The organism is Paenibacillus pabuli NBRC 13638, from assembly GCF_001514495.1.
Classification (GTDB): Bacteria; Bacillota; Bacilli; order Paenibacillales; family Paenibacillaceae; genus Paenibacillus; species Paenibacillus pabuli.
Genome location: NZ_BCNM01000004.1, coordinates 15,002 through 38,553 on the forward strand (window position 1 = coordinate 15,002; position 23,552 = coordinate 38,553).

Annotated in this window: 21 protein-coding genes; 11 read left to right on the plus strand and 10 right to left on the minus strand. The window is 47.6% G+C overall.

The annotated features are described in order from the left end of the window. Positions 1–138 precede the first annotated feature (138 nt). From PPA03S_RS07220 to PPA03S_RS33240, 5 genes are all read left to right on the plus strand, one after another. Complete coding sequence (locus PPA03S_RS07220; protein ID WP_062321320.1) at positions 139–1,554, plus strand: cytochrome ubiquinol oxidase subunit I; 1,416 nt, start codon at positions 139–141, stop codon at positions 1,552–1,554. Further along, positions 1,538–2,554, plus strand: a complete 1,017-nt coding sequence (cydB, locus tag PPA03S_RS07225) for a cytochrome d ubiquinol oxidase subunit II (RefSeq protein WP_062321781.1) — start codon at positions 1,538–1,540, stop codon at positions 2,552–2,554. Before PPA03S_RS07220 ends, cydB begins: the two co-directional genes overlap by 17 nt. Before the next feature lies 1 nt (position 2,555). Then, positions 2,556–4,430, plus strand: a complete 1,875-nt coding sequence (gene cydD / locus PPA03S_RS07230) for a thiol reductant ABC exporter subunit CydD (RefSeq protein ID WP_062321322.1) — start codon at positions 2,556–2,558, stop codon at positions 4,428–4,430. A 1-nt stretch (position 4,431) separates the two neighbouring features. Beyond that, positions 4,432–6,378, plus strand: a complete 1,947-nt coding sequence (gene cydC, locus PPA03S_RS07235) for a thiol reductant ABC exporter subunit CydC (protein WP_062321323.1) — start codon at positions 4,432–4,434, stop codon at positions 6,376–6,378. A gap of 64 nt (positions 6,379–6,442) precedes the next feature. Continuing rightward, positions 6,443–6,658 (plus strand): hypothetical protein, encoded by a 216-nt coding sequence (locus PPA03S_RS33240; protein WP_167665996.1) that lies wholly within the window; start codon positions 6,443–6,445, stop codon positions 6,656–6,658. On the opposite strand, the gene PPA03S_RS07240 is transcribed toward PPA03S_RS33240, so the two are convergent. Beyond that, positions 6,633–7,664, minus strand: coding sequence for a LacI family DNA-binding transcriptional regulator (locus PPA03S_RS07240; RefSeq protein WP_062321325.1), 1,032 nt, complete (start codon positions 7,662–7,664; stop codon positions 6,633–6,635). The two genes, PPA03S_RS33240 and PPA03S_RS07240, sit on opposite strands and share 26 nt — an antisense overlap. A gap of 469 nt (positions 7,665–8,133) precedes the next feature. Here PPA03S_RS07240 and PPA03S_RS07245 point away from each other — a divergent pair, with 469 nt between their 5' ends. From PPA03S_RS07245 to PPA03S_RS07255, 3 genes are all read left to right on the plus strand, one after another. After that, positions 8,134–9,477: an ABC transporter substrate-binding protein gene (locus PPA03S_RS07245; protein ID WP_062321328.1), complete on the plus strand. Its 1,344-nt coding sequence runs from the start codon at positions 8,134–8,136 to the stop codon at positions 9,475–9,477. Between the two features lie 130 nt (positions 9,478–9,607). Continuing rightward, entirely contained in the window at positions 9,608–10,501 is an 894-nt protein-coding gene (locus PPA03S_RS07250; RefSeq protein ID WP_062321330.1) for a carbohydrate ABC transporter permease, read from the plus strand. Next, positions 10,501–11,319 carry a carbohydrate ABC transporter permease gene (locus PPA03S_RS07255; protein WP_062321332.1) on the plus strand — a complete coding sequence of 273 codons (819 nt, stop codon included), beginning with the start codon at positions 10,501–10,503 and terminating at the stop codon, positions 11,317–11,319. The genes PPA03S_RS07250 and PPA03S_RS07255 overlap by 1 nt, the downstream gene beginning before the upstream one ends. A gap of 93 nt (positions 11,320–11,412) precedes the next feature. On the opposite strand, the gene PPA03S_RS07260 is transcribed toward PPA03S_RS07255, so the two are convergent. The 4 genes from PPA03S_RS07260 to PPA03S_RS07275 form a co-directional block, all read right to left on the minus strand. Next, positions 11,413–12,372, minus strand: a complete 960-nt coding sequence (locus PPA03S_RS07260; protein WP_062321333.1) for an MraY family glycosyltransferase — start codon at positions 12,370–12,372, stop codon at positions 11,413–11,415. 105 nt (positions 12,373–12,477) lie between these two features. Then, positions 12,478–13,155: a hypothetical protein gene (locus PPA03S_RS07265; RefSeq protein WP_062321336.1), complete on the minus strand. Its 678-nt coding sequence runs from the start codon at positions 13,153–13,155 to the stop codon at positions 12,478–12,480. 1 nt (position 13,156) lies between these two features. Further along, on the minus strand, positions 13,157–14,014 hold the full coding sequence (locus PPA03S_RS07270) for an ATP-binding cassette domain-containing protein (RefSeq protein ID WP_245683544.1): 858 nt from the start codon (positions 14,012–14,014) through the stop codon (positions 13,157–13,159). A gap of 19 nt (positions 14,015–14,033) precedes the next feature. Then, entirely contained in the window at positions 14,034–14,402 is a 369-nt protein-coding gene (locus tag PPA03S_RS07275; RefSeq protein WP_024629852.1) for a GntR family transcriptional regulator, read from the minus strand. Positions 14,403–14,670: 268 nt separating this feature from the next. Between PPA03S_RS07275 and PPA03S_RS07280 the strand changes: the two genes are divergently transcribed. Beyond that, positions 14,671–15,375, plus strand: a complete 705-nt coding sequence (locus PPA03S_RS07280; RefSeq protein ID WP_062321339.1) for an ABC transporter ATP-binding protein — start codon at positions 14,671–14,673, stop codon at positions 15,373–15,375. Further along, complete coding sequence (locus PPA03S_RS07285; protein WP_062321341.1) at positions 15,375–17,699, plus strand: ABC transporter permease; 2,325 nt, start codon at positions 15,375–15,377, stop codon at positions 17,697–17,699. Before PPA03S_RS07280 ends, PPA03S_RS07285 begins: the two co-directional genes overlap by 1 nt. 325 nt (positions 17,700–18,024) lie before the next feature. Here the strand turns inward: PPA03S_RS07285 and PPA03S_RS07290 are convergent, their stop codons facing one another. Together PPA03S_RS07290 and PPA03S_RS07295 are read right to left on the minus strand one after the other, a co-directional pair. Next, entirely contained in the window at positions 18,025–18,840 is an 816-nt protein-coding gene (locus tag PPA03S_RS07290; RefSeq protein ID WP_062321344.1) for a hypothetical protein, read from the minus strand. Between the two features lie 59 nt (positions 18,841–18,899). Continuing rightward, the gene (locus tag PPA03S_RS07295; protein ID WP_062321346.1) at positions 18,900–19,217 is read right to left on the minus strand and encodes an ArsR/SmtB family transcription factor; all 318 of its coding nucleotides are present in this window, start codon (positions 19,215–19,217) and stop codon (positions 18,900–18,902) included. Positions 19,218–19,314: 97 nt separating this feature from the next. On the opposite strand from PPA03S_RS07295, the gene PPA03S_RS07300 reads away from it, so the two are divergent. After that, on the plus strand, positions 19,315–19,716 hold the full coding sequence (locus PPA03S_RS07300; RefSeq protein WP_062321348.1) for a hypothetical protein: 402 nt from the start codon (positions 19,315–19,317) through the stop codon (positions 19,714–19,716). A 375-nt stretch (positions 19,717–20,091) separates the two neighbouring features. Here PPA03S_RS07300 and gntK read toward each other — a convergent pair whose 3' ends face one another. The 3 genes from gntK to PPA03S_RS07315 form a co-directional block, all read right to left on the minus strand. Further along, entirely contained in the window at positions 20,092–21,642 is a 1,551-nt protein-coding gene (gene gntK, locus PPA03S_RS07305; RefSeq protein WP_174532114.1) for a gluconokinase, read from the minus strand. A 177-nt stretch (positions 21,643–21,819) separates the two neighbouring features. After that, positions 21,820–22,647 (minus strand): carbohydrate ABC transporter permease, encoded by an 828-nt coding sequence (locus PPA03S_RS07310; RefSeq protein WP_062321352.1) that lies wholly within the window; start codon positions 22,645–22,647, stop codon positions 21,820–21,822. Positions 22,648–22,668: 21 nt separating this feature from the next. Next, entirely contained in the window at positions 22,669–23,535 is an 867-nt protein-coding gene (locus PPA03S_RS07315) for a carbohydrate ABC transporter permease (RefSeq protein ID WP_053782902.1), read from the minus strand. Positions 23,536–23,552 lie beyond the last annotated feature (17 nt).

The following is a 23,552-nucleotide window of genomic DNA, read 5'->3' on the forward strand; positions in this document are numbered from 1 at the left end:
TGATAATTGTCACATGTATAAAATAGTCAATCTGGCACAATACGTTCATCAATACGTGTTTGGCTGACAGAAACGGAAGCAGGGGCTTCAATGCCGAATACGAATACTGCGATGTGAACAGAAAGAAGGGGTAACGGTATGGATCCGATTATGTTATCGCGTATCCAATATGCGCTCACAACGATTTTCCATTTCTTTTTTGTGCCGCTGTCCATCGGCCTGGTGCTGCTGGTAGCCATTATGGAGACGTTGTACGTAGTGAAGGGTAAGGAAGTTTACAAAACGATGGCCAAATTCTGGGGCAAACTGTTCCTGATTAACTTCGCCGTTGGTGTAGTCACAGGCATTCTGCAAGAATTCCAGTTCGGCATGAACTGGTCGGAGTACTCCCGTTTTGTCGGGGATGTATTTGGTGCGCCACTGGCTGTAGAAGCGCTGCTGGCGTTTTTTATGGAGTCTACCTTTATTGGACTCTGGATTTTCGGATGGGATCGTTTGTCCAAAAAAGTGCACTTGGCCTGTATCTGGCTGGTATTTGTCGGCACATTCCTGTCCGCGCTCTGGATTCTGGCAGCCAATTCATTCATGCAGCATCCGGTTGGCTTCGAGATTAATAATGGCCGCGCCGAGATGAATGACTTCTTTGCACTGATTACGAATGGTCAACTGCTGGTAGAATTCCCGCACACGATCTTTGGTGCCCTGATGACAGGTGCATTTGTGGTAACCGGAATTAGTGCCTACAAGTTGATGAAGAAGCAGGATGTAGAGATATTCCGCAAATCGTTTAACATCGCGATCATTATTGGCCTGGTTTCCTCGCTGGGTGTTGCCTTCTCGGGTCACTTCCAGGCGCAATATCTGGTGGAGACGCAGCCGATGAAAATGGCAGCCAGTGAAGGAACATGGACGACGACGGAAGACCCTGCCCCATGGACGGTGGTAGCCTTTATCGATCCGGACAAACAGGAGAATTCTGGCGAGATCAAAATCCCTGGATTGCTCAGTTATCTGTCCTATAGCAAGTTCTCCGGCAGTGTCAAAGGCATGAAGGAACTGCAAGCAGAGTATGAGCAAACGTATGGACCAGGGGACTATATTCCACCCGTACGGACAACATTCTGGAGCTTCCGCATCATGATTGCTGCGGGCGGATTAATGATTTTGCTAGCGATATACGGTACATTCCTGGCGATGCGCCGGAAGTTGGAGGGAGCAGGCAAGTGGTTTATGCGTCTGATGGTGTTCGCCATTTCCCTGCCGTTTATCGCTAATACGTCGGGCTGGATTATGACTGAGGTGGGAAGGCAGCCGTGGACGGTTTTTGGTTATATGACAACCGCAGCCGGGGTATCCCCGAACGTAAGCGCAGGCCAGATTTTGTTCTCCACCCTTGCTTTTACAGCAGCTTATACCGTTCTCGGCATTGTGATGGTCTATCTGTTCATTCGTGAAATCAAGGCAGGGCCATATGCAGTCGAAAAGCCGGAGGAGCATGATGAATCGGCCGATCCGTTCGGCGTGGATGGGGGTTATTCTGTTGTCACTAAGTGAATTGTGGTTTTTGCTGATTGCCGTCTTGTTTGTTGGGTTTTTCTTTCTGGAAGGTTTTGATTTTGGTGTGGGCATGTCTACCTCGATAATTGGAAAAACGGATCGCGAACGTCGTACCCTGATCAACTCGATCGGTCCGTTCTGGGATGGCAATGAGGTGTGGCTGATTACAGCGGGGGGTGCCATGTTTGCAGCCTTCCCGCACTGGTATGCCACGCTGTTCAGCGGTTTTTATCTGCCGCTGGTTGTGGTGCTGCTGGCCTTGATCGGCCGCGGAGTTGCCTTTGAATTCCGCAGCAAGATGAGACATGAACGCTGGCGCAAAACATGGGACATCATCATCGTAGTCTCCAGTGCGTTACTGCCATTCCTGTTCGGGGTTGTGTTCGCAACGTTGATGAAAGGATTGCCTATTGATGAACAGATGCAGCTTCGTCCCGGCTTCCTGGACATCGTCAATCCGTATACGGTGGTAGGTGGGTTGAGCGTGACGTTGTTGTGTCTGGTGCATGGTCTGCTGTTTGCTTCATTGCGGACCGTCGGAGTTCTTAGAGAACGTGCCTTGAATACAGCCAAAAAACTGATGCTGCCGCTGGCCGCGATCCTCGCGGTTTACGCTGTGATGACATACTTCATGACCGATGTGTTTGCCGTACGCGGCTGGGCCCTCTGGATTATGGTTGTCCTGGGTGCTGCTTCATTGGGTCTGGCCGCTTACTTCGTGCGTCAGAAACGTGAAGCCTGGGCCTTCGGCATGACGGGAGCCGTGATTGCCATCGCGTTTGCCTCCGTATTTATCGGTCTGTTCCCAAGGGTCATGGTGAGTTCCATGGGTTCGGCGTTTGACCTGACTGTCTACAATGCTTCATCCGGCGCCTATTCGCTGAAAGTAATGACGATTGTGGCATGTACGCTGCTTCCGTTTGTACTCGGCTATCAGATCTGGAGTTATTACATTTTCCGCAAACGTCTGAACGATAAGCATCACCTGGAGTACTGACATGGGACGGGGGCTGCTGAAGCTGCCGGGCATCCGGCCGATACTGGCGCTGGCTTCAGCGCTGGTACTGCTGCAGGCGATGACGATTATCATGCAGGCCAAATGGCTGGCACAGGCGATTACGGCATTGTTTGGAGGTTCACCCGTAACGGAGCAGTACCCCGTACTGCTATTGTTCCTGGCTGCTTTTGCCGCCCGCTATGCCTTATCCTTCTGGTTGCAGCTCATCGCTTCGCGGTACGCGGAGAAGACAGGAAACGATCTGCGCACACAGATGGTGGAGCAGTGGTTCCGGCTGGGACCGCGTTTTGCCAAGACGGAAGGAACAGGGCATCTGGTAACGCTGGCACGCGAAGGAACAGCCCAGTATAAGACGTATCTGGAACTGTTTATTCCCCGAATGCTGGGGATGGGGTTCACGCCAATCGTTATTCTGTTCTATGTCTTCAAGCTGGATATGATGTCCGGGGTTATTTTGACGCTGACGCTGCCGATCCTGATCGTGTTTATGATTCTGGTGGGATTGGCTGCACAGCGCAAGATCGATGGACAGTTCAAGTCGTACAAAGCGCTGGCGAACCATTTTGTGGATACGCTGCGGGGACTGGAAACACTCAAAACACTGGGGCAAAGCAGCAAGCACGGAGAGACGATCATTCGGGTCAGTCAGCGTTATCGCAAGGCTACGATGTCTACCCTGCGCATGGCTTTTCTATCCTCCTTCGCACTCGATTTCTTCACCATGCTGTCGGTGGCTTCGGTGGCGGTTGGGTTGGGGCTGCGTCTGACGGAAGGACATATGCTGCTTGGACCAGCGCTGACCGTACTCATTCTCGCACCGGAATACTTCCTGCCTGTTCGAATGGTAGGCGCAGATTACCACGCCACACTGGACGGCAAAGAGGCGGGGGAAGCGATCAGTCAGATGATTGAACGAGGGAAGTTGGCTGAACTTAAGCAAAAGGAAGCATACACGAGTGCTGTTCTACATGGTGTGTCAGAAAAGAACGGAGAATTCTCTTCGCCTGAGCCTACTTTTGGTCAAGGCGACGTATCCGCATCCACCATACGGGTGGTCTTGCATGATGGAAACGCCCGAAGTGTCGCCGCTGCTTCCTCATCCAAACTGTCTTGGGAGGCGACGAGCAGACTGGCACTTACCAATGTACAGGTGCGGCATGAAGAAGAGGGGCCATGCTCGCTGAATGATGTGACGTTTCAAGTTTCCGGTCTTGGCAAAGTAGGCATTATCGGAGCGAGCGGAGCGGGGAAATCGACCTTGATGGATGTAATTGCAGGTTTTCAGCCGCTTACTTCAGGTCAGATCTTATATAACGGGCGGCCCTTATCTCCAGAGATGATGGAAGATTGGCGAAAACAAACGGCGGCCATCCCGCAGCATCCAACGATCTTCAGTGGAAGTCTGGCGGATAATGTTCGGTTCTATGTGCCGGAAGCTTCGGATGCGGGGGTGGCTAAAGCCATTCACGCTGCAGGTTTGCATAAGCTGGCTTCCTCCTTGCCAAATGGGATGCATGAGTTCATTGGGGCTGGGGGAAGGCAGCTCAGTGGAGGACAGGAACAGCGGGTTGCTTTGGCGAGGGCTTTGCTTAGTGCACGCCCGATCCTGCTGTTGGATGAGCCGACTGCGCATCTGGATGTGGAGACCGAGTATGAACTGAAACAGACGATGCTGCCGCTGTTCGAAGGTAAGCTGGTGTTTTTGGCAACACATCGACTGCACTGGATGCCCCATATGGACCGCATTATTGTGATGGATGGTGGCACGGTTGCAGAGGCGGGAACACATGAGGAATTGTTGGCCCGACAAGGCGTATATTACCAGATGATTCAGGCCCAGATGGAGGCGGTGTAAGATGAAAGCCGGATATGAGCAGACAGAAACAGCCCGGAGCAGGGACCAAAAGAATAGCTGGATCACTCCGTACGTGGCACAGTACCGCTGGAGACTCATAGCAGTCATTGCGTTGGGGATTTGCGCTACGCTATGTGCCGTCCTGCTGCTTTTCACCTCCGGATTTCTGATCTCCAAGTCGGCGCTCCGTCCGGAAAATATTTTGATGGTATATGTACCCATTGTGGGTGTTCGTGCATTTGGGATTTTCCGTGCCGTATTCCGGTATATTGAACGTTTGGCTGGACATGATGCGGTATTGCGTATACTCGCGGATCAGCGCGTGAAGCTGTATCGGATTTTGGAGCCGCAGGCACTGTTCCTGCGCTCTCGCATGCAGACGGGAGACGTACTTGGTGCTCTCGCAGAGGATGTAGAACGATTGCAGGATATTTACCTACGCACGGTATTTCCGGCGGTTACGGCACTTGTAATGTATGGTGGAGCTGTTGTGGCCTTTGGCAGCGTTGATCTGGGCTTTGCACTGTGGATGGGTTTATATATGCTGTTTCTGGTTGCCGTGCTGCCTGCCATCTCTCTCCGAGTGACGTGGAAGTTGCGGGTCCGGCTGAAACGGGAGAATGCCAAGTTGTATACGCGTCTGACCGATGGTGTGCTTGGCCTCGGGGATTGGATAGCGAGTGGACGAGCCGAAGAATTTGTACGTCGGCAGGAAGAGTCCGAAGGGCAGGCAGATATGATTCGACTCCGCTTGCGGCAATGGACACGCTGGCGTGATCTGGTTGCGCAGTGCGTGATTGGGTTGATGGTGGTATTCGTGACCTTATGGGCGGGAAGTGCGGCTTCTGCCGGACAGCTGCCTGCAGTCATGATTGCAGCATTTGTGCTGGTCCTGTTTCCACTCACGGAAGCAATGCTGCCTGTAGGAGATGCAGTGGAGCATATCCCGCAGTATCGTGAATCGCTGGAACGATTGCAGCACTTGGAAGGTGAAGAGCATAAGCCGGATCAGTCTGGAACCGAAGAAGCGAATGCAGCAGCCGGAGCCAAAGAAGATATGACCTCAGGGGTACCCAGTAATCCGGTAACCGTACCGCAGTTGGGTTCCCTGAATCCTGCGGAAAGAGCTTCGGACCGACGTATTCGCTTACGCATTCCGCCTAGGCTGCGAGCCGACATTCAGATCGATCAGGTGAGTTATCGTTATACGCCAGATGCTCCATTTGCAGTGCAGGAGGTATCCCTTCATCTTCCTCAGGGCAAACGCTTGGCTATTCTCGGTCGCAGTGGCGGTGGGAAATCCACTCTTCTGAAGCTCATTCAGGGTGCGTTGCTTCCATCCGCCGGGAATGTATTAATTAATAATCTTCCGGTAGGATCGATGGGCGAAAATATAACGGATGTCATTGCCGTGCTGAACCAAAGTCCGCATCTATTTGATACAACGGTAGCCAACAATCTGCGGATCGGACGTCCACATGCAACAGACGAAGAAATCCAGCGAGTGGCTGCGCAAGTAGGTTTATCCGACCTGATTGAATCATTGCCACAAGGCTACCATACTCCGATGCTGGAGACGGGACTTCGGTTCTCTGGTGGAGAAAGACAGCGGATTGCACTGGCTCGGGTACTTCTTCGCGAAACGCCTGTCGTTATTTTCGATGAACCGACGGTAGGACTTGATCCTGTGACGGAGCGAGCGCTTATGCGGACGATTCTGGACAGCATGCAGGGCAAAACAATGATCTGGGTCACCCATCACCTGATGGGAGCGGAACGGATGGATGAACTTATTTTTATGGAAAATGGCCAGATTACCATGCAGGGTTCTCACGAACAACTGCTAGCCCGGGAAAAGCGTTATCGCCGTCTCGTTGAACTTGACCGACCCGGGTGGTCTGACTTGCTTACAGCGGAGTTGAAGCTGCCTCCTGCCGCTTCGAGATAGCGGAACTCCCGGTATAACAACATTCTGGAGAGAATGTCGGTTCTCTCTAAACGCCAAACGAGCCATGGGAGTCATTCCAAGGCTCGTTTTTGTCATGCCTGTTTTGGTTACCCTGGTTCTGGTTCGCGGTCTTCGACAGGGCAGTACCAGAACGGCAGACATCTACTCTGCTGGCGTCTCGTTATATTTAGCAATGGGTTTGATGATGCAGGGTGCAAACGATGGATCTGCTACAGACCAAACAACTACATCGCTCAGAACTCCTGTTCCAGCAGCATAGCTGTGCCGCAGGATTGACGCAGAACCAGTTCCGGCTCTACTTTAATGCAGCGGTTATCCATCTGTTTGTTCATCAGATCGAACAGAATCATGGCAGCGAGGCGTCCAATTTTGTCGGTATCCTGCTTGACGGTGGTTAGCGGCGGATCGGTATAACGGCAGGCCTCGATATCGTCGCAACCTGCAACGGCAATATCCTCCGGAATGCGCAGCCCCGCTTCCCTAAAGGCGCGGATAGCTCCGAATGCGAGCAGATCCGTGGCTGCAAACACAGCTCGTGGCAGGACGTCACAGGTGAGCATTTTTTTTGCGACTTCGTATCCGTCCACCGCGGCATAATCTTTGCTGTATACCACCCATTCGGGGTTCTCCTCAAGACTAAACTGCTTTAGGGAACGTTTGAAAGCCTCCTCCCTCTGTTGCATCACTAGAGAAGCCCGCTCTAGTCCGATAAAACCGATTTCCCGGTAACCGTTCATATAAAATTGCTCTACGACCTTGGTTGAGATCTTCTCGTTATCCGACATGATGTAACAGGAGCTCTGTCCTGTCAGTTCGATGTCAATTCCGATACAAGGAATGGGGCTGGCATCAAGGTCGAATACACTGCTCTCAACTTCATCCCCTGCAATAATAATGCAGCCATCTACTTGAAAATACTTTGATCGCGCCAAGTAGTCCTCGCCCTGATCCAGAAATTTCTCATTGGAGAAGAAGAGCAGATCATATCCAAGCAAGCCAATCTGTTTTTTAAAAGCGTTGATGACTTCTACAAAGAAAGGGTGACTGAAATCGACGTTCAGTTTCCCTGCAAATACAACGCCAACGAGGTTGGATTTTTTGGTCGCGAGCGTTTTGGCTGAAGAAGAAGGACGATAGCCGGTCTCTTCCATAATCTTGAGCACTCGTTGGCGAGTCTCCTCGCCGATATCTGGATAGTTGTTGATGATCTTGGATACCGTTGCTACAGACACGTCGGCTAAACGGGCTACCGTTTTGATATTCATTTACATCCCTCGGATTCTAAACTAGTTTCGTAAACTGCTGCTGTATCGTTTTTGTTTTCTTGCAAGTATTTTATGCTACAACGACCGGAGAGTCAACAGTACAGGGGTGTTTCCAAGCTAGAATAGTATACATCAATGGAATTTATATACTTAGCAATAAATATTGCGAAAATTCAGTCACATTTTAGCTGACCCGCCTTACATTTTTAGAGATTTGATGCCATTTTAAAGGGGGAATCAGTATTATATTTTGCAGCAAAACATATTGTATGCATCCGGGTTTCGTAAAAGTGAGTGCGGTTATAAGTGAGAAAAAGATGCAGCAACCCTTGGTTCAGAGCGGTTTCCATCTAATAAATTGAAAAAAAGTAAATAAACTATTTACAAATTTATCAGGTAGAGTCATAATGAGGTTGTAAATTACGAAACTGATTTCGTAAATCGATCTTAAATGGTTGGGGGAAGCGATATGAAGAAAAAGATTTTATCCATTTCACTTGTAACCGCTTTACTGTTCGTACTTGCCGCTTGTGGCAGCGGCTCTACTGAATCAGAAGGTAACCAGACTGCAGATGGCAGCAAAAAAGTGACTTTGAAGATCATTCATTGGCAGCAAGAGAATATTAACAACTACATCAAAGAGTTCAATAAGAAATTTGAAGAAAAATATCCGGATGTAAAGGTGGAATATACAACAGTTCCGGCAGACGCAACTTATGATCAGTTGATGCAAACACGGATGAATGCTGGTAACAACGGAGATGTGGATATCATTCCGCTCAAATCGAGCTTTGTAGGCGCTCCGCAGGAATGGTCCAAGGGCGCTGCTGATCCGATGTGGAAGCAATGGGTTGATGCAGGGCTGATCAGTGACTTGTCTGATCAATCATTTATCAAAAACTACAATGAAGCTGATGTCCAGAACGCAATGACGTACAACGACAAAGTGTATGGTGTAAACATGGGTAAAGTGGCTTTCACAGGACTGTTCTACAACAAGGACCTTTTCGCAAAATATAATCTGGAAGTGCCTTCAACCTGGGATGAATTGCAAAATGTCATCAAAGTGTTTAAAGATAACGGCGTAGAAGCCCTGGGTCTGGCAGGCAAGGATGTGTGGCCAATAGGCCTCGCAGTGCAAGGTCTTCAGGCTTCTATTCATGATGATCAGCTTGCTTATATCAAAGGTCTGTGGACTGGCGAATCCAAGCTGACTGATCCGATCCAAATCGAAGTATTGCAGAAATCTCAGATTTTGATGAACAGCGCAATGCCTGGCTTCATGGGTGTGGACTATGGAACATTGCCAAGTTTGTTCGCCTCAGGAAAGGTTGCCATGATTGCTGACGGCACTTGGGATGCAACGACGATTCAAACGGCAAACCCTGATCTGAAGTTCGGGTATTTCCCAATTCCGGGTAGCAACGATGCTGCCAAGAACCAAAATCTGGCTGGTAAATACGATATGACCTGGATGGTGGTGGATAAATCACCGAACAAGGATTACGCAATGAAATGGCTCGAAATGTTATCGGAGAAAGAGAACTACACGGACTTTGTGAATGCAGCCGGATTCCTGCCGACACAGCCTGATGTGGAAATGACGAGTGAGTTTATCAAAGGGATTCAGCCCTATCTGGAAGACTTCAAGCTTTCCTGGGATCAGTTGTTCATTAACCGTCAGAATGTAGGACAGTACATTGCCGAGGCCAGCGTTCACGCTGAGATGCTTAAGCCTGCCGGACCGATTGCAACACCGGAAGAGCTTGCTGGTAAGTCACAAGCGGATTGGGACGCTGCTGCTCCAAAGTAAATTAACGTTCATGGCACAAGATGTGCCGCATGCGCCGGAATAGCGCTCGGGTCAGAGCCTTCAGGCCCGACCAGGCTGTTATTCCGGTTTTCCTTTGTCTTAGTTTTACCCCATGAAAGGTGTGAGGACAATGTATCCGTTTGGAAAAGGTAAGGCGCGGCTGATTCCTTATCTGTATTTGAGCATCCCATTACTGCTTTATGTCGTGTTTGGCTTCGGTCCATCACTTGTGACGGTACTGTTTTCGTTTACGGATGCTACTGGCGTTCGGGGCCAGGAATGGAGCTTTATCGGCTTTGAAAATTATAAAACATTTTTTGGTGCATCCAATGCGGGAGACCGAATGGATGCTATTGGGCGATCCCTATATTTTGCGTTTGCTGTCGTGATCATACAAAATGCAGTGGGCTTGTTCATGGCGATCTTGATCAATAAGAAGCTTAAAGGCGATAAATTATATCGTGCGGTCTTCTTTTTACCGGTGGTGCTGGGTGTTACGGTATCCGGACTCATTTGGCAGCTTGTTGCGAATCCGCTGGGTGGACCCGCCCAGTCGCTTCTGAATTTCTTTGGCACCAGTTCCAACTTTTTTGGCGATTATAATGTTGCCTTTGAATTGATTATTTTTGTTCAGATCTGGATGTATATGGGCTACTCCATGACGATTTTTCTTGCAGGTCTGCAATCCATTCCGAGCGATCTGTATGAGGCGGGTTACATGGATGGTGCTTCGGGGTGGAAAGCATTTACAAACATTACATTCCCGATGATCGCTCCTTCATTCACGGTCAACATGCTGTTGTCCATCATCGGAGCTTTGCAAACCTTTGACATTATATATGTACTCACGGGTGGTAAGTTCAATACAACGACGCTTGCATTTGATGTATATGCTACGGCGTTTGGCACCGGAACGGCGGATTACGGATTGGCTTCGGCCGTCGCGATGATTCAGTTCCTCTTTGTATTTACGATATCGATGGTTGCACTATTCTATCTTCGCAGAAGAGAGGTGGAAGCGTAATGAAGCAGAGCCAAACGTCGAGAGTTGTCAGCTACGTCATCGTCCTGCTTATGCTTGCGTTGTACGTTTTCCCTCTGTTCTATCTGTTCAATGTGTCCATGAAGACACAGACAGAGTATTTGCTTGATCCTGTAGCCCTTACCGAAGGAATCCGGCTTGAGAACTTTTCCGAAGCTTGGAATAAAGGAAACTTCTCGCAGTATATGTGGAACAGTGTGTTCTATACAGGGATGTCCACCCTGCTGACGTTGATTTTGTCTGTATTTGCTGCATTCCCGCTCGCACGCAGATACGTTAAGTTCAGCACATTCATTTATATTTTCTTTCTGATCTCCATGTATCTTCCCAACCCGCTCATTCCGCAGTTTTCCCTGATCAATAATCTGGGTCTCTACAACACCCAAATCGGGTACATCTTACTGAAGACGACGGGTACGGGCATTGCGTTTCTGATGTTTGTGGGTTATATCAAATCAATATCGCGTGAATTGGATGAGGCGGCCGCCATGGACGGCTGCGGATATACAAGGTATCTGTTCACCATCCTTGTTCCATTAATGAAGCCTATACTGGCAACAGGCATTATTCTCACGGCAATTGGCGTATGGAATGATATTATTGGACCTACCATTTATTTGTCTGATCCGAATTATCAGCCTGTAACCAAAGGACTCTTCACATTCTATGGACAATACATGAACAACTGGCCGCTGCTCGCCTGTGGTATTCTTATCGTTACATTGCCGTTGGCTATACTGTACGTTTCTTTGCAACGCTTCATTGTTGGAGGCGCCATGGCCGGGGCTGTTAAATCTTAATTTTGGTGCAGGAGCTATTGATTAGTGATTCACCGCAAACAAGGAAGCAACCCTCACGGTAGTGAAGGTTGCTTCCTTGTTTGTTTATACTATTCACAGCTCAACTAACATCAGAATAATGGAGGACAGACAGAGGCATGTGCTGACGAGATACAGGACACCAACCACCTGATTGTGATTCAGACCTGCACGCAGCAAGCGATAGTGAGCTTGACTTGCATCTGCCTGATAGATGGCTTTGCCTTGAATGAAACGTTTGATGACCACAAAAATGTTGTCGAAGATCGGTACACCAAGCGCCAAAATCGGGATGAAGATGGACAGCATGGTCGCTTGTTTGAAAGCACCGTCCAGGGCGATTACCGCCAGGATGAAGCCAAGAAACGTAGCCCCTGCATCTCCCATAAACACTTTGGCTGGCGCTTTGTTATATTTCAGATAACCAAGGGTTACACCTACCAGCGTAATGGCCATGAGGGCAGAATCGGTTTGGCCTTTGGTTATTGCAACGATAAACAGTGTAATGGCTGAGATGGCTGACAAACCACCGGCCAGTCCGTCCATGCCATCCGTGAAGTTAATAACTGTCGTCACACCGAAGATCCACAGGATCGTCAGAATGAATTGCAGCCAGATCGGGAGCATAATATATTCGGAATTCAAAGGATTCACGAACCCGGTGAACGCAATGCCGGAAGCAAATACGAGCACTGCCGCCGAGACCTGAATGATCATTTTCGGCAGGGCAGGAAAGTCTTTGCCTTTGGTTTTGTACCAGTCATCGACTGTGCCAATTGTTAACAGGAGCATACCCCCAGCGACCAGGGCGGCAGTTTCCCATGAAATTTCTTTCGTAAGAGCAATGTATGTCAGGAAGAATCCAGTAAATATCGCGTAACTCGCTGTCAGTGGAATGGGCTGCCTGTGCAGCTTGCGCTCCACATCTTCTCGTGGCTTGTCCACAAAATCAAGCCGATGTGCCAGTCGACCGAGCGGCGGAATAAGCAGAACCACGACAGCAAAAGACAGCATAAAAGCCAGTATGTATACCATAACTTCGCTTGATTCACTCCTATCTTCCCATTTCCCCCTATTATACGAGCTAAACAGGAAATCTGTCGATGTCATTATTGTAACCTAAGCTTCTACCCAGCTAGTTTAGTTTGTTCTCCCCTTTGTGAAAAACCAACCACCGGCCACGAAAACGATGAAAAGCGCAAGATTAAATCCGACACCCTTGAGCAGTGAGCCGTTGAATAACAATGCTTCAAAAAAAGAAACAACATGAGCGCGTAGGGCAGGAATCGCTGTTCCGGTTGGAATCGCCACAATGAATAGCGCCCACAGCAGCCAATCGACAAGGTGGTGGTAGCCGGAGATCAGCATGCTTAGGAGCGCCATCGTCATCAAATAAAAAATGGTTTGATAGAGAAAAGAACCTACAACGCCGAATTCATTCCAATGAAACGCTTCAATAAGATTTACGGTGTTTTTGTGGAGTACATTCACTTCAAGCATAGACCATAAAGAATTGAATAAAGCGATGGCCACTGCCCACACGGCATAAACGAATTGAAGCCCGAGAAAATATTGTTTTCGGCTTGCTCCTAAATGTACAATGCGGTTGTAATAGCTAAGCGGAAGAACGATTGCGAAAATGAGCAAAATAAGCAGCAGCAGGTTGCCATCCGCGATTCCTGTGTTTTGACTGTTGTCTATAAAGAGGCCAACAATGAATTCCGCCAACCTGCCAAGGAGGATTAAAATAATGACCATCCATATATAAATCCTCAATTGCAAATAGGTCGCCTTTAAATGAACGGTCCATGCACCCAATTTAACGACCTCCTTCGATCAAATACGAAAAAAACTTCTGAAGCGTCAAATTTTCAATAGTTATGTCTAGTTTGCGGGCCTGCAGCCTGTCCTCATCGTTTAATTTTTCGTAGATGGCGGCAAGCTTACCGTGGCCGTAAGATTCTGTATGTAATACTCGCTTTCCTTTTGTAAACAAAGCTACGGCATCTGAATTTCCACGAATCAAATAAGATGCCATCCGTATCCGATTCATCTCGTCATGAAGCAGGAGGGAGCCCTCATCAATGATATAGACTCTTTCTGCAATTGGGGCGATTTCATCAATCAAATGCGTAGAAAGTAAAATCGTACGGGGATGATTGGCATAATCCTCCAAAAGCTCCTTGTAAAACCTTTCCCGCATCAATACATCAAGTCCAAGCACCGGTTCGTCAAATAATGTCAACGACGATCGGCTGGACAGACCGATGATGTTTCCTACGAGCGATTCTGTGCCTCTTGAGAGCTGTTTGATTTTTTTGTTGGGATCAAGCTCAAACGTTTGAAGAAGCTTATGAGCAAACGTCCAGTCCCAATTAGGATGGAAATTTGCAGCGAACTGCAAAATCTCAATCAATCGAGCTCCTCCAAATAGCTTGTTATTCTCCCGTACGAAACAGCAATCTTCTGGAAGGGCTCCTTTATCCAGCTTTTTACCTCTTACCTCAATGCTGCCATCATTCGCAAAGAGTCCGCCTGCTATGATGTTTAGCAAGGTTGTTTTGCCTGCGCCGTTTCGTCCGAGCAAGCCGTAAATAACGTTTTCCTCGAGCTGTATATCCAGATCCCGTAATGCATAGGTTCGACCATATTTCTTATTTAATTTGTCGCAACTCACCAAGATGCTCACAATGAATTCATTCCTTCCTTAATTGTTTAATCATCTCAATGATCTCCTCTGTTGCCAGTTCAAGTTTGTCAGCTTCACAAATGAGATTAGACAGCAATTCTTTATAAAAACGATTTCTTCGCTTATTCTTAATCTTTTGTTTGGCATCAGACGAGACATACATGCCAAGCCCTCTTTTTTTATACAATATTTCTTCATTTACGAGCAGGCCGATTCCCTTCACAACAGTTGCTGGATTGATCTGAAAGAGCTGAGAAAACTGAGCAACGGAAAGAATTTGCTCGTCCTCTCGGTATGTTCCGTTGAGAATATCGTCCTCAATGATATCTGCTACTTGTTGAAAAATTGGCTGCTTTTCGTCGAAAGTGACGCTCATTACCTCACCACTCAGCAATTGTAGTTTGTTACACATCTAGCAGGAAAACATAACTTATATGCGAAAAATTGTCAATAAATAATCATTCTGAAGGGCAAGTGATGATTTTTTTTACACGGAGTCCAGTTATTGACAATTGGTTGTGGTGGAATTATAGTATGCTACATGAGTGACATACTCATACACTAACATACTTACATAAATAAAAATATACTTGCCAAAGGGAGCTCCAGAAGTATGACAAATAGATAACGAGGAGAGAGAATTTATGAAAACATTAATCGAATTTAGAAACGTAACGAAAGAATACAAAATTGGCGAAGTGCCGATTAAGGCGCTGAACGGCGTTGACTTTTCCATCAACGAAGGCGAATTCGTCGTTGTTCTAGGTGCAAGCGGAGCCGGCAAAAGCACGATTTTGAATATACTTGGTGGTATGGATACGGCTACCTCGGGTAAAGTGACTGTTGGCGATAAGGATATTACTAGCTTTAACGAGAAGAAGCTTACGGGATATCGCGCCGAGAAGGTAGGATTTGTCTTTCAATTCTATAACTTAATCCCCAATTTGAATGCTTTAGAAAACGTTGAATTTGCCACGGAAGTATGTAAAAACCATCTGGATGCCAAAGAGATATTAAATAAAGTCGGCTTAAATAATCGGATAAAAAACTTCCCGTCCCAGCTCTCCGGAGGAGAACAGCAGCGAGTTGCTATAGCACGCGCCGTTGCAAAGAACCCTCTGCTATTGCTATGCGATGAGCCGACTGGTGCGTTGGATTATGTAACTGGCAAGTCCGTTTTGAAGCTGCTTCAGGATTTGAATACGGAAACGAAAAAGTGTGTTGTGCTGGTCACGCATAACTCCGCGATTGTGCCGATGGCGGATAAAATCATTCGAGTGAAAAGCGGAAAAATCGAAAGCGTAACGGTCAATGAGCATAAACAAAGCGTTGAAGGGATTGAGTGGTGATGAAATTATTCAAAAAATTATTAAGGGATATCAAGCAATCGATCGGTCAATTTCTTGCCTTTGTTTTGGTTATCACCATAGGCGCTTTTTTCTACACGGGCCTTGTCACGTTAAGCAATAATCTTAGCTCTTATACGATGGAATACTTTAAAACACATAATTTAAGTGACTTGAACGTCTACTACGACCAAATTTCCAGGCAGGACACGTCGGAGTTGGGTGAAATTGAAGGAGTAAACAAGGTTGAAGGACGGTACACCTTTGATGCGACGCAATCTTTTGGCGATACGAAAGCTACCTTAAGGATCCACTCGATCCCCGCCAACAATATCATTAATACGCCTACGATGATTGAAGGCAACATTCCATCACGCAAGGATCAAATCTTGCTTGATTCCCATTACGCCAGTGAACATCAGTACAGAGTCGGGGATCCAATAAAGGTAAGCATCAATAACGAGGATGTGGCATTTACTATTAGTGGCCTGGGCGAAAATGTGGAATATGCCAAAAAGAACGAAACTCAGGACCATAAAACTTTCGGATTCGCATATGTGGCTGAAACGGGAATTCCTCGAATTGCAGGTAGCCTTTATTATAATGAGGTTTTGATCGATGCGGAAGAAGGGTACAATTTAGACCGATTAGGCCGAAGCGTTGAAGCGCATTCCCAAAAGCCTTCTTATGTAAGCCAAATAAGTAAAGACCGAACATTCAGTTACTCGCAGCTTCAACAAACAGTCTATAACAATAAATTGATGAGTAAGGTTATTCCGCTAGTTCTCTTTATAATCGAAGCGATCATTCTCTTCCTCACCATGTCTCGGATCATCGATTCGCAAAGGAACCAGGTAGGAATTATGAAGGCTTTAGGAGTGAAGAACAGCAGCATCATGCTCCATTACATGGGGTTCCCGATACTGGTCGGTATCATAGGTTCCATTCTTGGTTGTATCGTTTCGGCAATCATATTTGTTCCAATGATTGAGGCGTCAAATGCTAGATCATACTCGTTGCCGAACATAACATTCTCCGTATCCCCCTTCTCGATCATTATGCCTATCCTGTTCTCGAGTGCATTCGGCATGCTGGCTTGTTACTTGAGCGGCATAGGTATTCTGCGAGAACAGGCAGCACAGGCGATGAGGCCCAAACCGCCGAGGAAGATGAAAAAACTGCTTATTGAACGGCTTCCGAAAATGTGGGGACGTATTTCCTATAGCAATAAACTTATTTTGAGAAACATCTTTCTTAATAAGCAAAAGGCGATAGCAAGCTCGGTAGGCGTTGTGGTGAGCACGGTGTTGTTGATCACTGCGTTCGGTACTCAAACGTCCTTACAAAGGGTCGCGGACCAGATCGAAGAGGTGAATACCTATGATCTGAAGGTCGAATACACGAAAGGCGCAGAGCTAGAAAAGGTGGAGTTACCCACCGGGATTAAAAGCAGCTATGTCCAATCGACCTTTCCTGTGGAGTTTACCAAGGGCGATGAACATGAGAATGCCACGTTGACCGTTACGGAGAAGGACAATACTCTTATCCAATTTTTCGACGAGAAAGACAATCCGATGACGCTTATGGACAGCGGCGTGCTGATACCCAAATCGTATGCAAATCAGTATAAAGTTACGATAGGGGACACGATTCAAATGCGATTTACCGATCCGTCGTTTGAAAATAAAACGGTCGATATGAAGGTTGCACAAATATCCAATCAGTATTCCAATCCATCTTTCTTTTGTTCGATAGCGTATCTGAATAGTTTTGACATCGACTATAAGCCAACCTCGATTCTAGTGAAAGCCAGCAACGCCGCAGACCTTACTAATGTCCGACAGTTCTTCGAACAAGACAATCAGGTAGATACAATCGCGGACAAGGATGATTTGAAAAAATCTGCACAATTTATTATGAAGCAAAATAGTTTTATCTTCATTATGTTTATCATTAGTGCTGTCATTCTTTCGTTTGGTGCCATCTACACGATATCCTCTATCAACATTTATGAAAGGAGTCGAGAGCTGGCTACTCTTAAAGTATTAGGTTATCAAAAAAACAAAATAAATCGACTTATCTTCTCTGAGAACATGATACTCACCACCTTTGCGGTCATTATAGCACTACCGATCAGCGTATACATGTATTCCGTTATTATTGAGGCGTTGTCGAGTACCCATCAACAAATCCCAGATCAGATAAATATATTTGTTATGCTGATATCAATCATTATTGCATTTTTACTTACCGGGCTTTCTAACTTGATGCTTCGGAGAAAGGTATCCCGAATTAATATGATTGAATCGTTAAAAAGTTTAGAATAAATCGGGCAGGACGGGGTGTCTAGTACTGCATAGTTTAAATGCATAATCCATAATCCATAATCCGTTAAATTGGTGCTTGAGGTTGAATTGGGTATTAAAGAGTAAATTGTTCCTAATTATATAAAACGAAAAGTGTGAATTGATTCCACACTTAGTAAGTCGACCTTCAAATATGTCTTGATTCTTGATGCCTATCGGAAAATTATCAGTCAATTTTCAGTAAAACACTGCAAGCCTTCGAGCTACAGTGTTTTTTACTATATCCACCTAAGTATTTTGTCATTCATATAACCAAGCTTAAACAGACCTAGGGCTGGTTAAGGGCTTAAAGTTTCTGGGGCAGATAGGAGCCGAAGATGGAAATTGCCGCATCTGCCCTATAACCGTCATCGCCCTGCCAAGTTGCGGCAAAGTGGAAGTCGCTGTACCCGCCTCTGCTTTTTCGTGGTGTATCCTGCGGAACAAGTAGACCGGATGCACCCCAGATTTCGAGAATCGAGTCCCGTTCCTGTTTGCTGGATGGAAACAAGCCTTTCCACCGTTTTTCCAACCCGCGTGCGCTCTCATGGGGTTCGCAGGTCTGCGCTGCTTCAAGCATGCTTACCAGTATAGCGATGTCTGCGTCAGTCACTTCATAGACGGCTTCCTTGTTAGCCAGCAGTAGATCCAGATCCATCAGGCAGTATAACAGGTTGTTATGGCGAACCCCGCCCCATTTTACCCGTTCAAAGTTCAATACGTTCAGATCGACGTCCGTATACGTCTTGTCCGATTGCAGATGCAGGAAGTTACAATCCCCGCAGGAGCTGGTGTTAGCATGCAGCGCGCGGCGTTCCTCGTAGGTATGCAAAGGCAGTTGCGATGTTAAAGCCCAGCTGGAAAGGGCGCTGCGGAGGTATACTTTTTTGGTAGACAAACTGTGTAAAAATGCCGATACTACCCGTTGCTTGATGGAGTTGTCCTGATGAATCTCATGCAAACGTGCGATGATCTCATCATGGGTAACAGTCAACGGATCGAACATGACGCCTTTACTTTTGGCATATTCAAAGTTTTCCCCCGAGAAGGGGAGAGTTGCCGTTTTCCAGCCGCCGCTCCCCCAGAAGGTGCCAAGCAAAATTTTTGCCGCTTTTTTATCCAAGAAATCAACCTCCTCTATACAATCCATTAGATGATGTTTGGGATGAGCCTTAGGTTTTCTTAATGTACATATTCCTCGGTTGTATTCAGAATCAGTTCCACAAGACCGGGGAAACGGGTGTTCAAGTCTTCCTTTCGCAAAGAATAAAAATGCTGTTTGCCTTCAATGCGAGGTTGGATAAGGCCTGCTTCGCGCAGGATTTTGATGTGATGAGACAGCGTTGATTTGGAGATATGGTCTACTTCGAAGGCGGAACAGTTTTTCTCGCCAGAGCTGGCCAGACAATGTGCAATTTTCATCCGTACCGGATCACCGAGTGCGTTGCAGACTGTAGTCAGATTCAATTCCGAAGCCATAGGGATTGTTGGAGTTTTCATATCTATGACGGTAGCATATTCGACAATCTCTTTCAATGTTTGAAATTTTTCGAACTGAAGTGCAAAACCGGATGGTATACTTTTAGGAGGAAGATGAATGAGCACAACGAGCAACATAACGAGCAACACAACAATGTTAAACAACTATTTCCGTTTATTTGACGCTTCCCGTACAGACGAACGCGCGATGCAGGATCTGTTGTCCCTGTTTACACCGGATGCGGAGATTGTGCTTAATGGCACCCGCAGAACAGGATTTGATGGTTTTATGAAGGTTTTCTATGAATACAATAACGATGTGAAACATATGTGGGACCAATGGGAACTTCAACCGGACGGCAGCTATCAAACGAACTGGGCGGTATGTGGACAAGCGGCGGACGGAACGGTATATGCCAAGACTGGCATAGATATCGCTCGCGTGAACGAGGCGGGACTGATTGTATATTTGGAAAATGTGCAGGCAGATCAGGACGCATTTAGCAAATATAACCAGTAATTCTCAGGTGATCTGTAGACAACCTATAACTCCACAGCAGCTTCATGCTGTGGAGTTTTGTTATGCCCATATGTCAATCATTTGTTCTTTATTCAGCATGCGGATTGCCACTATTTTGCTTAACATGCTCATCAGCACGTTATTAAGTGTGAAGGGAGCGGAGGAGTAACGCGGATCATTCTTATTATATGTTGTGGAAAAAAAACCTGCATGAAAAAGGCCGTCCCCCATTGCACTCGGGGACAGCCTTCATGAATATGCACCAGATGGATCATCGGGATGTCATATGTTATTAGGAACCGGGCGCAGCCCCGGCGGCCATCCATAGCATGGATAGGGTGAACGGCTAGTTCCAACGAACCTCACCCAATCCACTTACTTCTTCATCATTTTATTCTGAAAAGCAGCGATATCGGCATACTCCTCTTCAAACTTGCGGGAGATGCGGATGAAGATCGGCAGCAGTTCGCGGTAGACGCGAACGCTATCCGGGTCTGGCTGATGCCGATGGGTCGATCCAATCATGCCGGAGACGGCACTGAGGGAATCGATACGACCAAGGGCATACAGCCCCAGTACGGCTGCCCCGAGGCAGGAGCTCTCGATACTTTCGGGAATGATGACATCCTGGTCGAAAATATCAGCCATCATCTGGCGCCACAGCTCGGAGCGGGCGAAGCCACCCGTCGCCTGAATCTTTTTGGGACGTCCGATTTTCTCTTCAATCGCCAGCATGACGGTATACAGGTTAAACAAGACACCTTCAAGAGCGGCTCGAATCATATGCTCCTTCTTGTGATGCAGCGTCAGGCCGAAGAATGAGCCGCGTGCACTCGGATTCCAGAGCGGAGCCCGCTCACCCGTCATGTACGGATGGAAGAGCAGGCCTTCCGAGCCTGGCGGTACATTTTCGGCCACACGGGTCAATACTTCATACGGATCAATCCCGAGTCGTTTCGCTGTCTCGACCTCGGATGCCGCAAACTCGTCCCGAATCCAACGGAATATAACCCCGCCGTTGTTGACTGGCCCGCCAATTACCCACGCATCCTCAGTGAGCGCATAACAGAAGAAACGCCCCTTCGGATCAGTGACCGGCTTGTCCACGACGGTCCGAATCGCTCCGCTGGTCCCGATCGTAACGGCCACGACGCCTGGATCAATGGCGTTTACGCCCAGATTGGAGAGCACGCCGTCACTTGCCCCGATGACAAATGGTGTTGTATCCGCAATACCCATCTCCTTGGCATACTCAGGATTCAAGCCTTTCTTAAGTACATGTGTTGTTGGCACAAGGCGGGACAGATGGTCGGGAGTGATGCCAGCGACATGTAGAGCTTCCTCGTCCCAGTCGAGCTTTTCGAGATTCATCATTCCCGTGGCAGAGGCCATGGAGTGATCAATCACATACTCGGAGAACAATTTATAGAAGACATATTCTTTCATTGAAATCAATTTGTGTGTCTGTTTGAACAGCTCCGGTTGATCTCTGGTCAGCCACATGATTTTGGTTAGAGGTGACATCGGATGAATCGGCGTACCGGTTCTCAAATAGATTTCATGACCATTCATTTCGGTTTTGAGCGCTTCCGTCCAATCGGCACTGCGATTGTCTGCCCAAGTCATTGCCCGCATCAGCGGTTTGCCCTGTGCATCGACAGGCAGAATGCTGTGCATGGCTGAACTGAATGAGACAAACAGGATTTCATCCGGTTGGATACCGGCTTTGGAGGTCGCTTGTTTAACCGATTCTACGACCGCTTTGAAAATATCTTCCGCATCCTGCTCTGCAATCGCAGGAGTAGGGGTATACAGCGGGTAATCGGCACCGCCTTGAGCCACGATGGTTCCGTTCTCTTCAAACAGGACGGCCTTGGTGGAGGTGGTGCCGATATCTACGCCGATCATATAGGGTGAAGAAGCCATTGTTGTCATCCCTCTTTCTTGAATATATAAGTGAAATGAATGCTGTTACACGTTAACACTCCGGGTACAGAAAGCCTTTCGTCCACGTGTCGCTATTCATCCAACTTATATGGCATCTGGTATTGATCTATAGATAAGAATATCAGACTTGAGGGATGGATCAAAATATGGCTATGCCTAATCCTTGACAGCTCCTGCGGCAATATCGGAGATAAACTGGCGGCTGATGAACAGGAACATCACGATCAGCGGAATAACAGCCAGCAATGTACCCGCAATTACCATTGCATAATCCGTATTGTACAGACCGTTTAATTGAGACAGCGCAATCTGCAAAGTATACTTTCGCGCATCCGTCAGGACGATCAGTGGCCAGAGATAATCATTCCATACGCCAATAAACGTGAACGCGCCAAGGAAGGCAAACGCAGGCCGCAGAATCGGCAACGCCACGTTCCAATAGAGCCGGAAGAAATTACAGCCATCGATTCGCCCGGCATCCAGCAGGTCATTCGGTATGGACTCCGTGGCATATTGACGAATCCAGAAGATGCCGAAGGCATTCACCATGCCCGGAATAATGAGGGCTTTGAAGGAACCGACCCAACCGAACGTTGCCATAAGCACGAAGGAAGGGACCAGCGACAGCTGGGAAGGCACCATCATGGTGGCGAGCAGCAGGACGAAGAGCCATTTTTTACCCGGAAATTCAAACTTCGCAAACGCAAACCCCGCCAGTGAATCAAAAAACAGCACCAATACCGTCACCAAGCCCGACACAAACAACGTATTCATGAATGCGCCCCAGAAGTCAATCTGCTGAAGCACCCGACTGATATTGTTCCACAGTTCGCCCCCGAACCAGAGCTGAGGCGGGAACTTGTAGATATCGGACGTCGTCCGGGTAGACATTACAATCAGCCAATAGAACGGAAACATGGAAATGAGCATGCCCCCGATAAGACCGGTATACAACACCAGCGATTTGAGAGATTTGGACGTCATGAGCGCTCCCCCCTTGTCACATCAGGATGACTTGCCTTGAACGAGCTTCCAGTTCACAATCGAGAACAGGGCGATAATGAGGAACATACCCCAGCCAACCGCAGCACCATACCCGAAGTAATTGTTAATGAACGATTCGCGGTAAAGGTACAAGACAATAGTCATCCCGGCCGCGCCTGCGCCGCCATCGTTACCTACGAGAATTTGCGGTTCGGTGAACAGCTGCATGCCGCCGATCGTCGATGTGATGACGGTGAACAGAATGACGGGACGCAGCATCGGAATCGTAATTCGGAAAAAAGACTGTATCCCGGATGCACCATCAATTTTGGCTGCTTCGTACAGTGTCTGCGGGATGCTCTGAAGACCAGCCAGATAGATGACCGCGTTGTATCCCGTCCAGCGCCAGACCACCATGGAGGAGATCGCCACTTTGATGCCCCAAGGTGCGTTCAGCCATTCCACCACAGGAAGTCCGACGGATTGCAGCAGATAGTTGAGAAACCCGTAGTTGTTGGCAAACAGGGCACCGAAGATAATCGCGACGGCCACGATGGACGTCACGTTCGGCAGGAAATAGCCCACGCGAAACAGCGTACGGAACTTCACAAACGGTGCATGGAGCAAAAATGCAACAATCAGGGCAAAGAACAACATCGGAATGGTGGAGTAAATCCAGATCATGAACGTGTTACCCACCGCTTGCCAGAATTCTGCATCGGTCAGCATATATTTGAAATTGTTTAGTCCGTTATAGGTCATCACACCGATGCCATCCCATTTGTGGAAGGCCAGATATAGGGAGAAGCCGATCGGAAACAGTCCAAACACGGCGAACAGAATGTAAAACGGAGAGATCGCCACATAGAGTGCACGATGTTCCCACATCCGGGACAAGAGTGATT

Bases quoted from the DNA above. Each gene is read 5' to 3' on its own strand.
- PPA03S_RS07220 (WP_062321320.1), top strand. From the start codon at position 139: ATGGATCCGATTATGTTATCGCGTATCCAATATGCGCTCACAACGATT.
- cydD (WP_062321322.1), top strand. From the start codon at position 2,556: ATGGGACGGGGGCTGCTGAAGCTGCCGGGCATCCGGCCGATACTGGCG.
- cydC (WP_062321323.1), top strand. From the start codon at position 4,432: ATGAAAGCCGGATATGAGCAGACAGAAACAGCCCGGAGCAGGGACCAA.
- PPA03S_RS33240 (WP_167665996.1), top strand. From the start codon at position 6,443: ATGGGAGTCATTCCAAGGCTCGTTTTTGTCATGCCTGTTTTGGTTACC.
- PPA03S_RS07240 (WP_062321325.1), bottom strand. From the start codon at position 7,664: ATGAATATCAAAACGGTAGCCCGTTTAGCCGACGTGTCTGTAGCAACG.
- PPA03S_RS07245 (WP_062321328.1), top strand. From the start codon at position 8,134: ATGAAGAAAAAGATTTTATCCATTTCACTTGTAACCGCTTTACTGTTC.
- PPA03S_RS07250 (WP_062321330.1), top strand. From the start codon at position 9,608: ATGTATCCGTTTGGAAAAGGTAAGGCGCGGCTGATTCCTTATCTGTAT.
- PPA03S_RS07255 (WP_062321332.1), top strand. From the start codon at position 10,501: ATGAAGCAGAGCCAAACGTCGAGAGTTGTCAGCTACGTCATCGTCCTG.
- PPA03S_RS07260 (WP_062321333.1), bottom strand. From the start codon at position 12,372: ATGGTATACATACTGGCTTTTATGCTGTCTTTTGCTGTCGTGGTTCTG.
- PPA03S_RS07275 (WP_024629852.1), bottom strand. From the start codon at position 14,402: ATGAGCGTCACTTTCGACGAAAAGCAGCCAATTTTTCAACAAGTAGCA.
- PPA03S_RS07280 (WP_062321339.1), top strand. From the start codon at position 14,671: ATGAAAACATTAATCGAATTTAGAAACGTAACGAAAGAATACAAAATT.
- PPA03S_RS07285 (WP_062321341.1), top strand. From the start codon at position 15,375: ATGAAATTATTCAAAAAATTATTAAGGGATATCAAGCAATCGATCGGT.
- PPA03S_RS07295 (WP_062321346.1), bottom strand. From the start codon at position 19,217: ATGAAAACTCCAACAATCCCTATGGCTTCGGAATTGAATCTGACTACA.
- PPA03S_RS07300 (WP_062321348.1), top strand. From the start codon at position 19,315: ATGAGCACAACGAGCAACATAACGAGCAACACAACAATGTTAAACAAC.
- gntK (WP_174532114.1), bottom strand. From the start codon at position 21,642: ATGGCTTCTTCACCCTATATGATCGGCGTAGATATCGGCACCACCTCC.
- PPA03S_RS07310 (WP_062321352.1), bottom strand. From the start codon at position 22,647: ATGACGTCCAAATCTCTCAAATCGCTGGTGTTGTATACCGGTCTTATC.
- PPA03S_RS07315 (WP_053782902.1), bottom strand. From the start codon at position 23,535: ATGTGGGAACATCGTGCACTCTATGTGGCGATCTCTCCGTTTTACATT.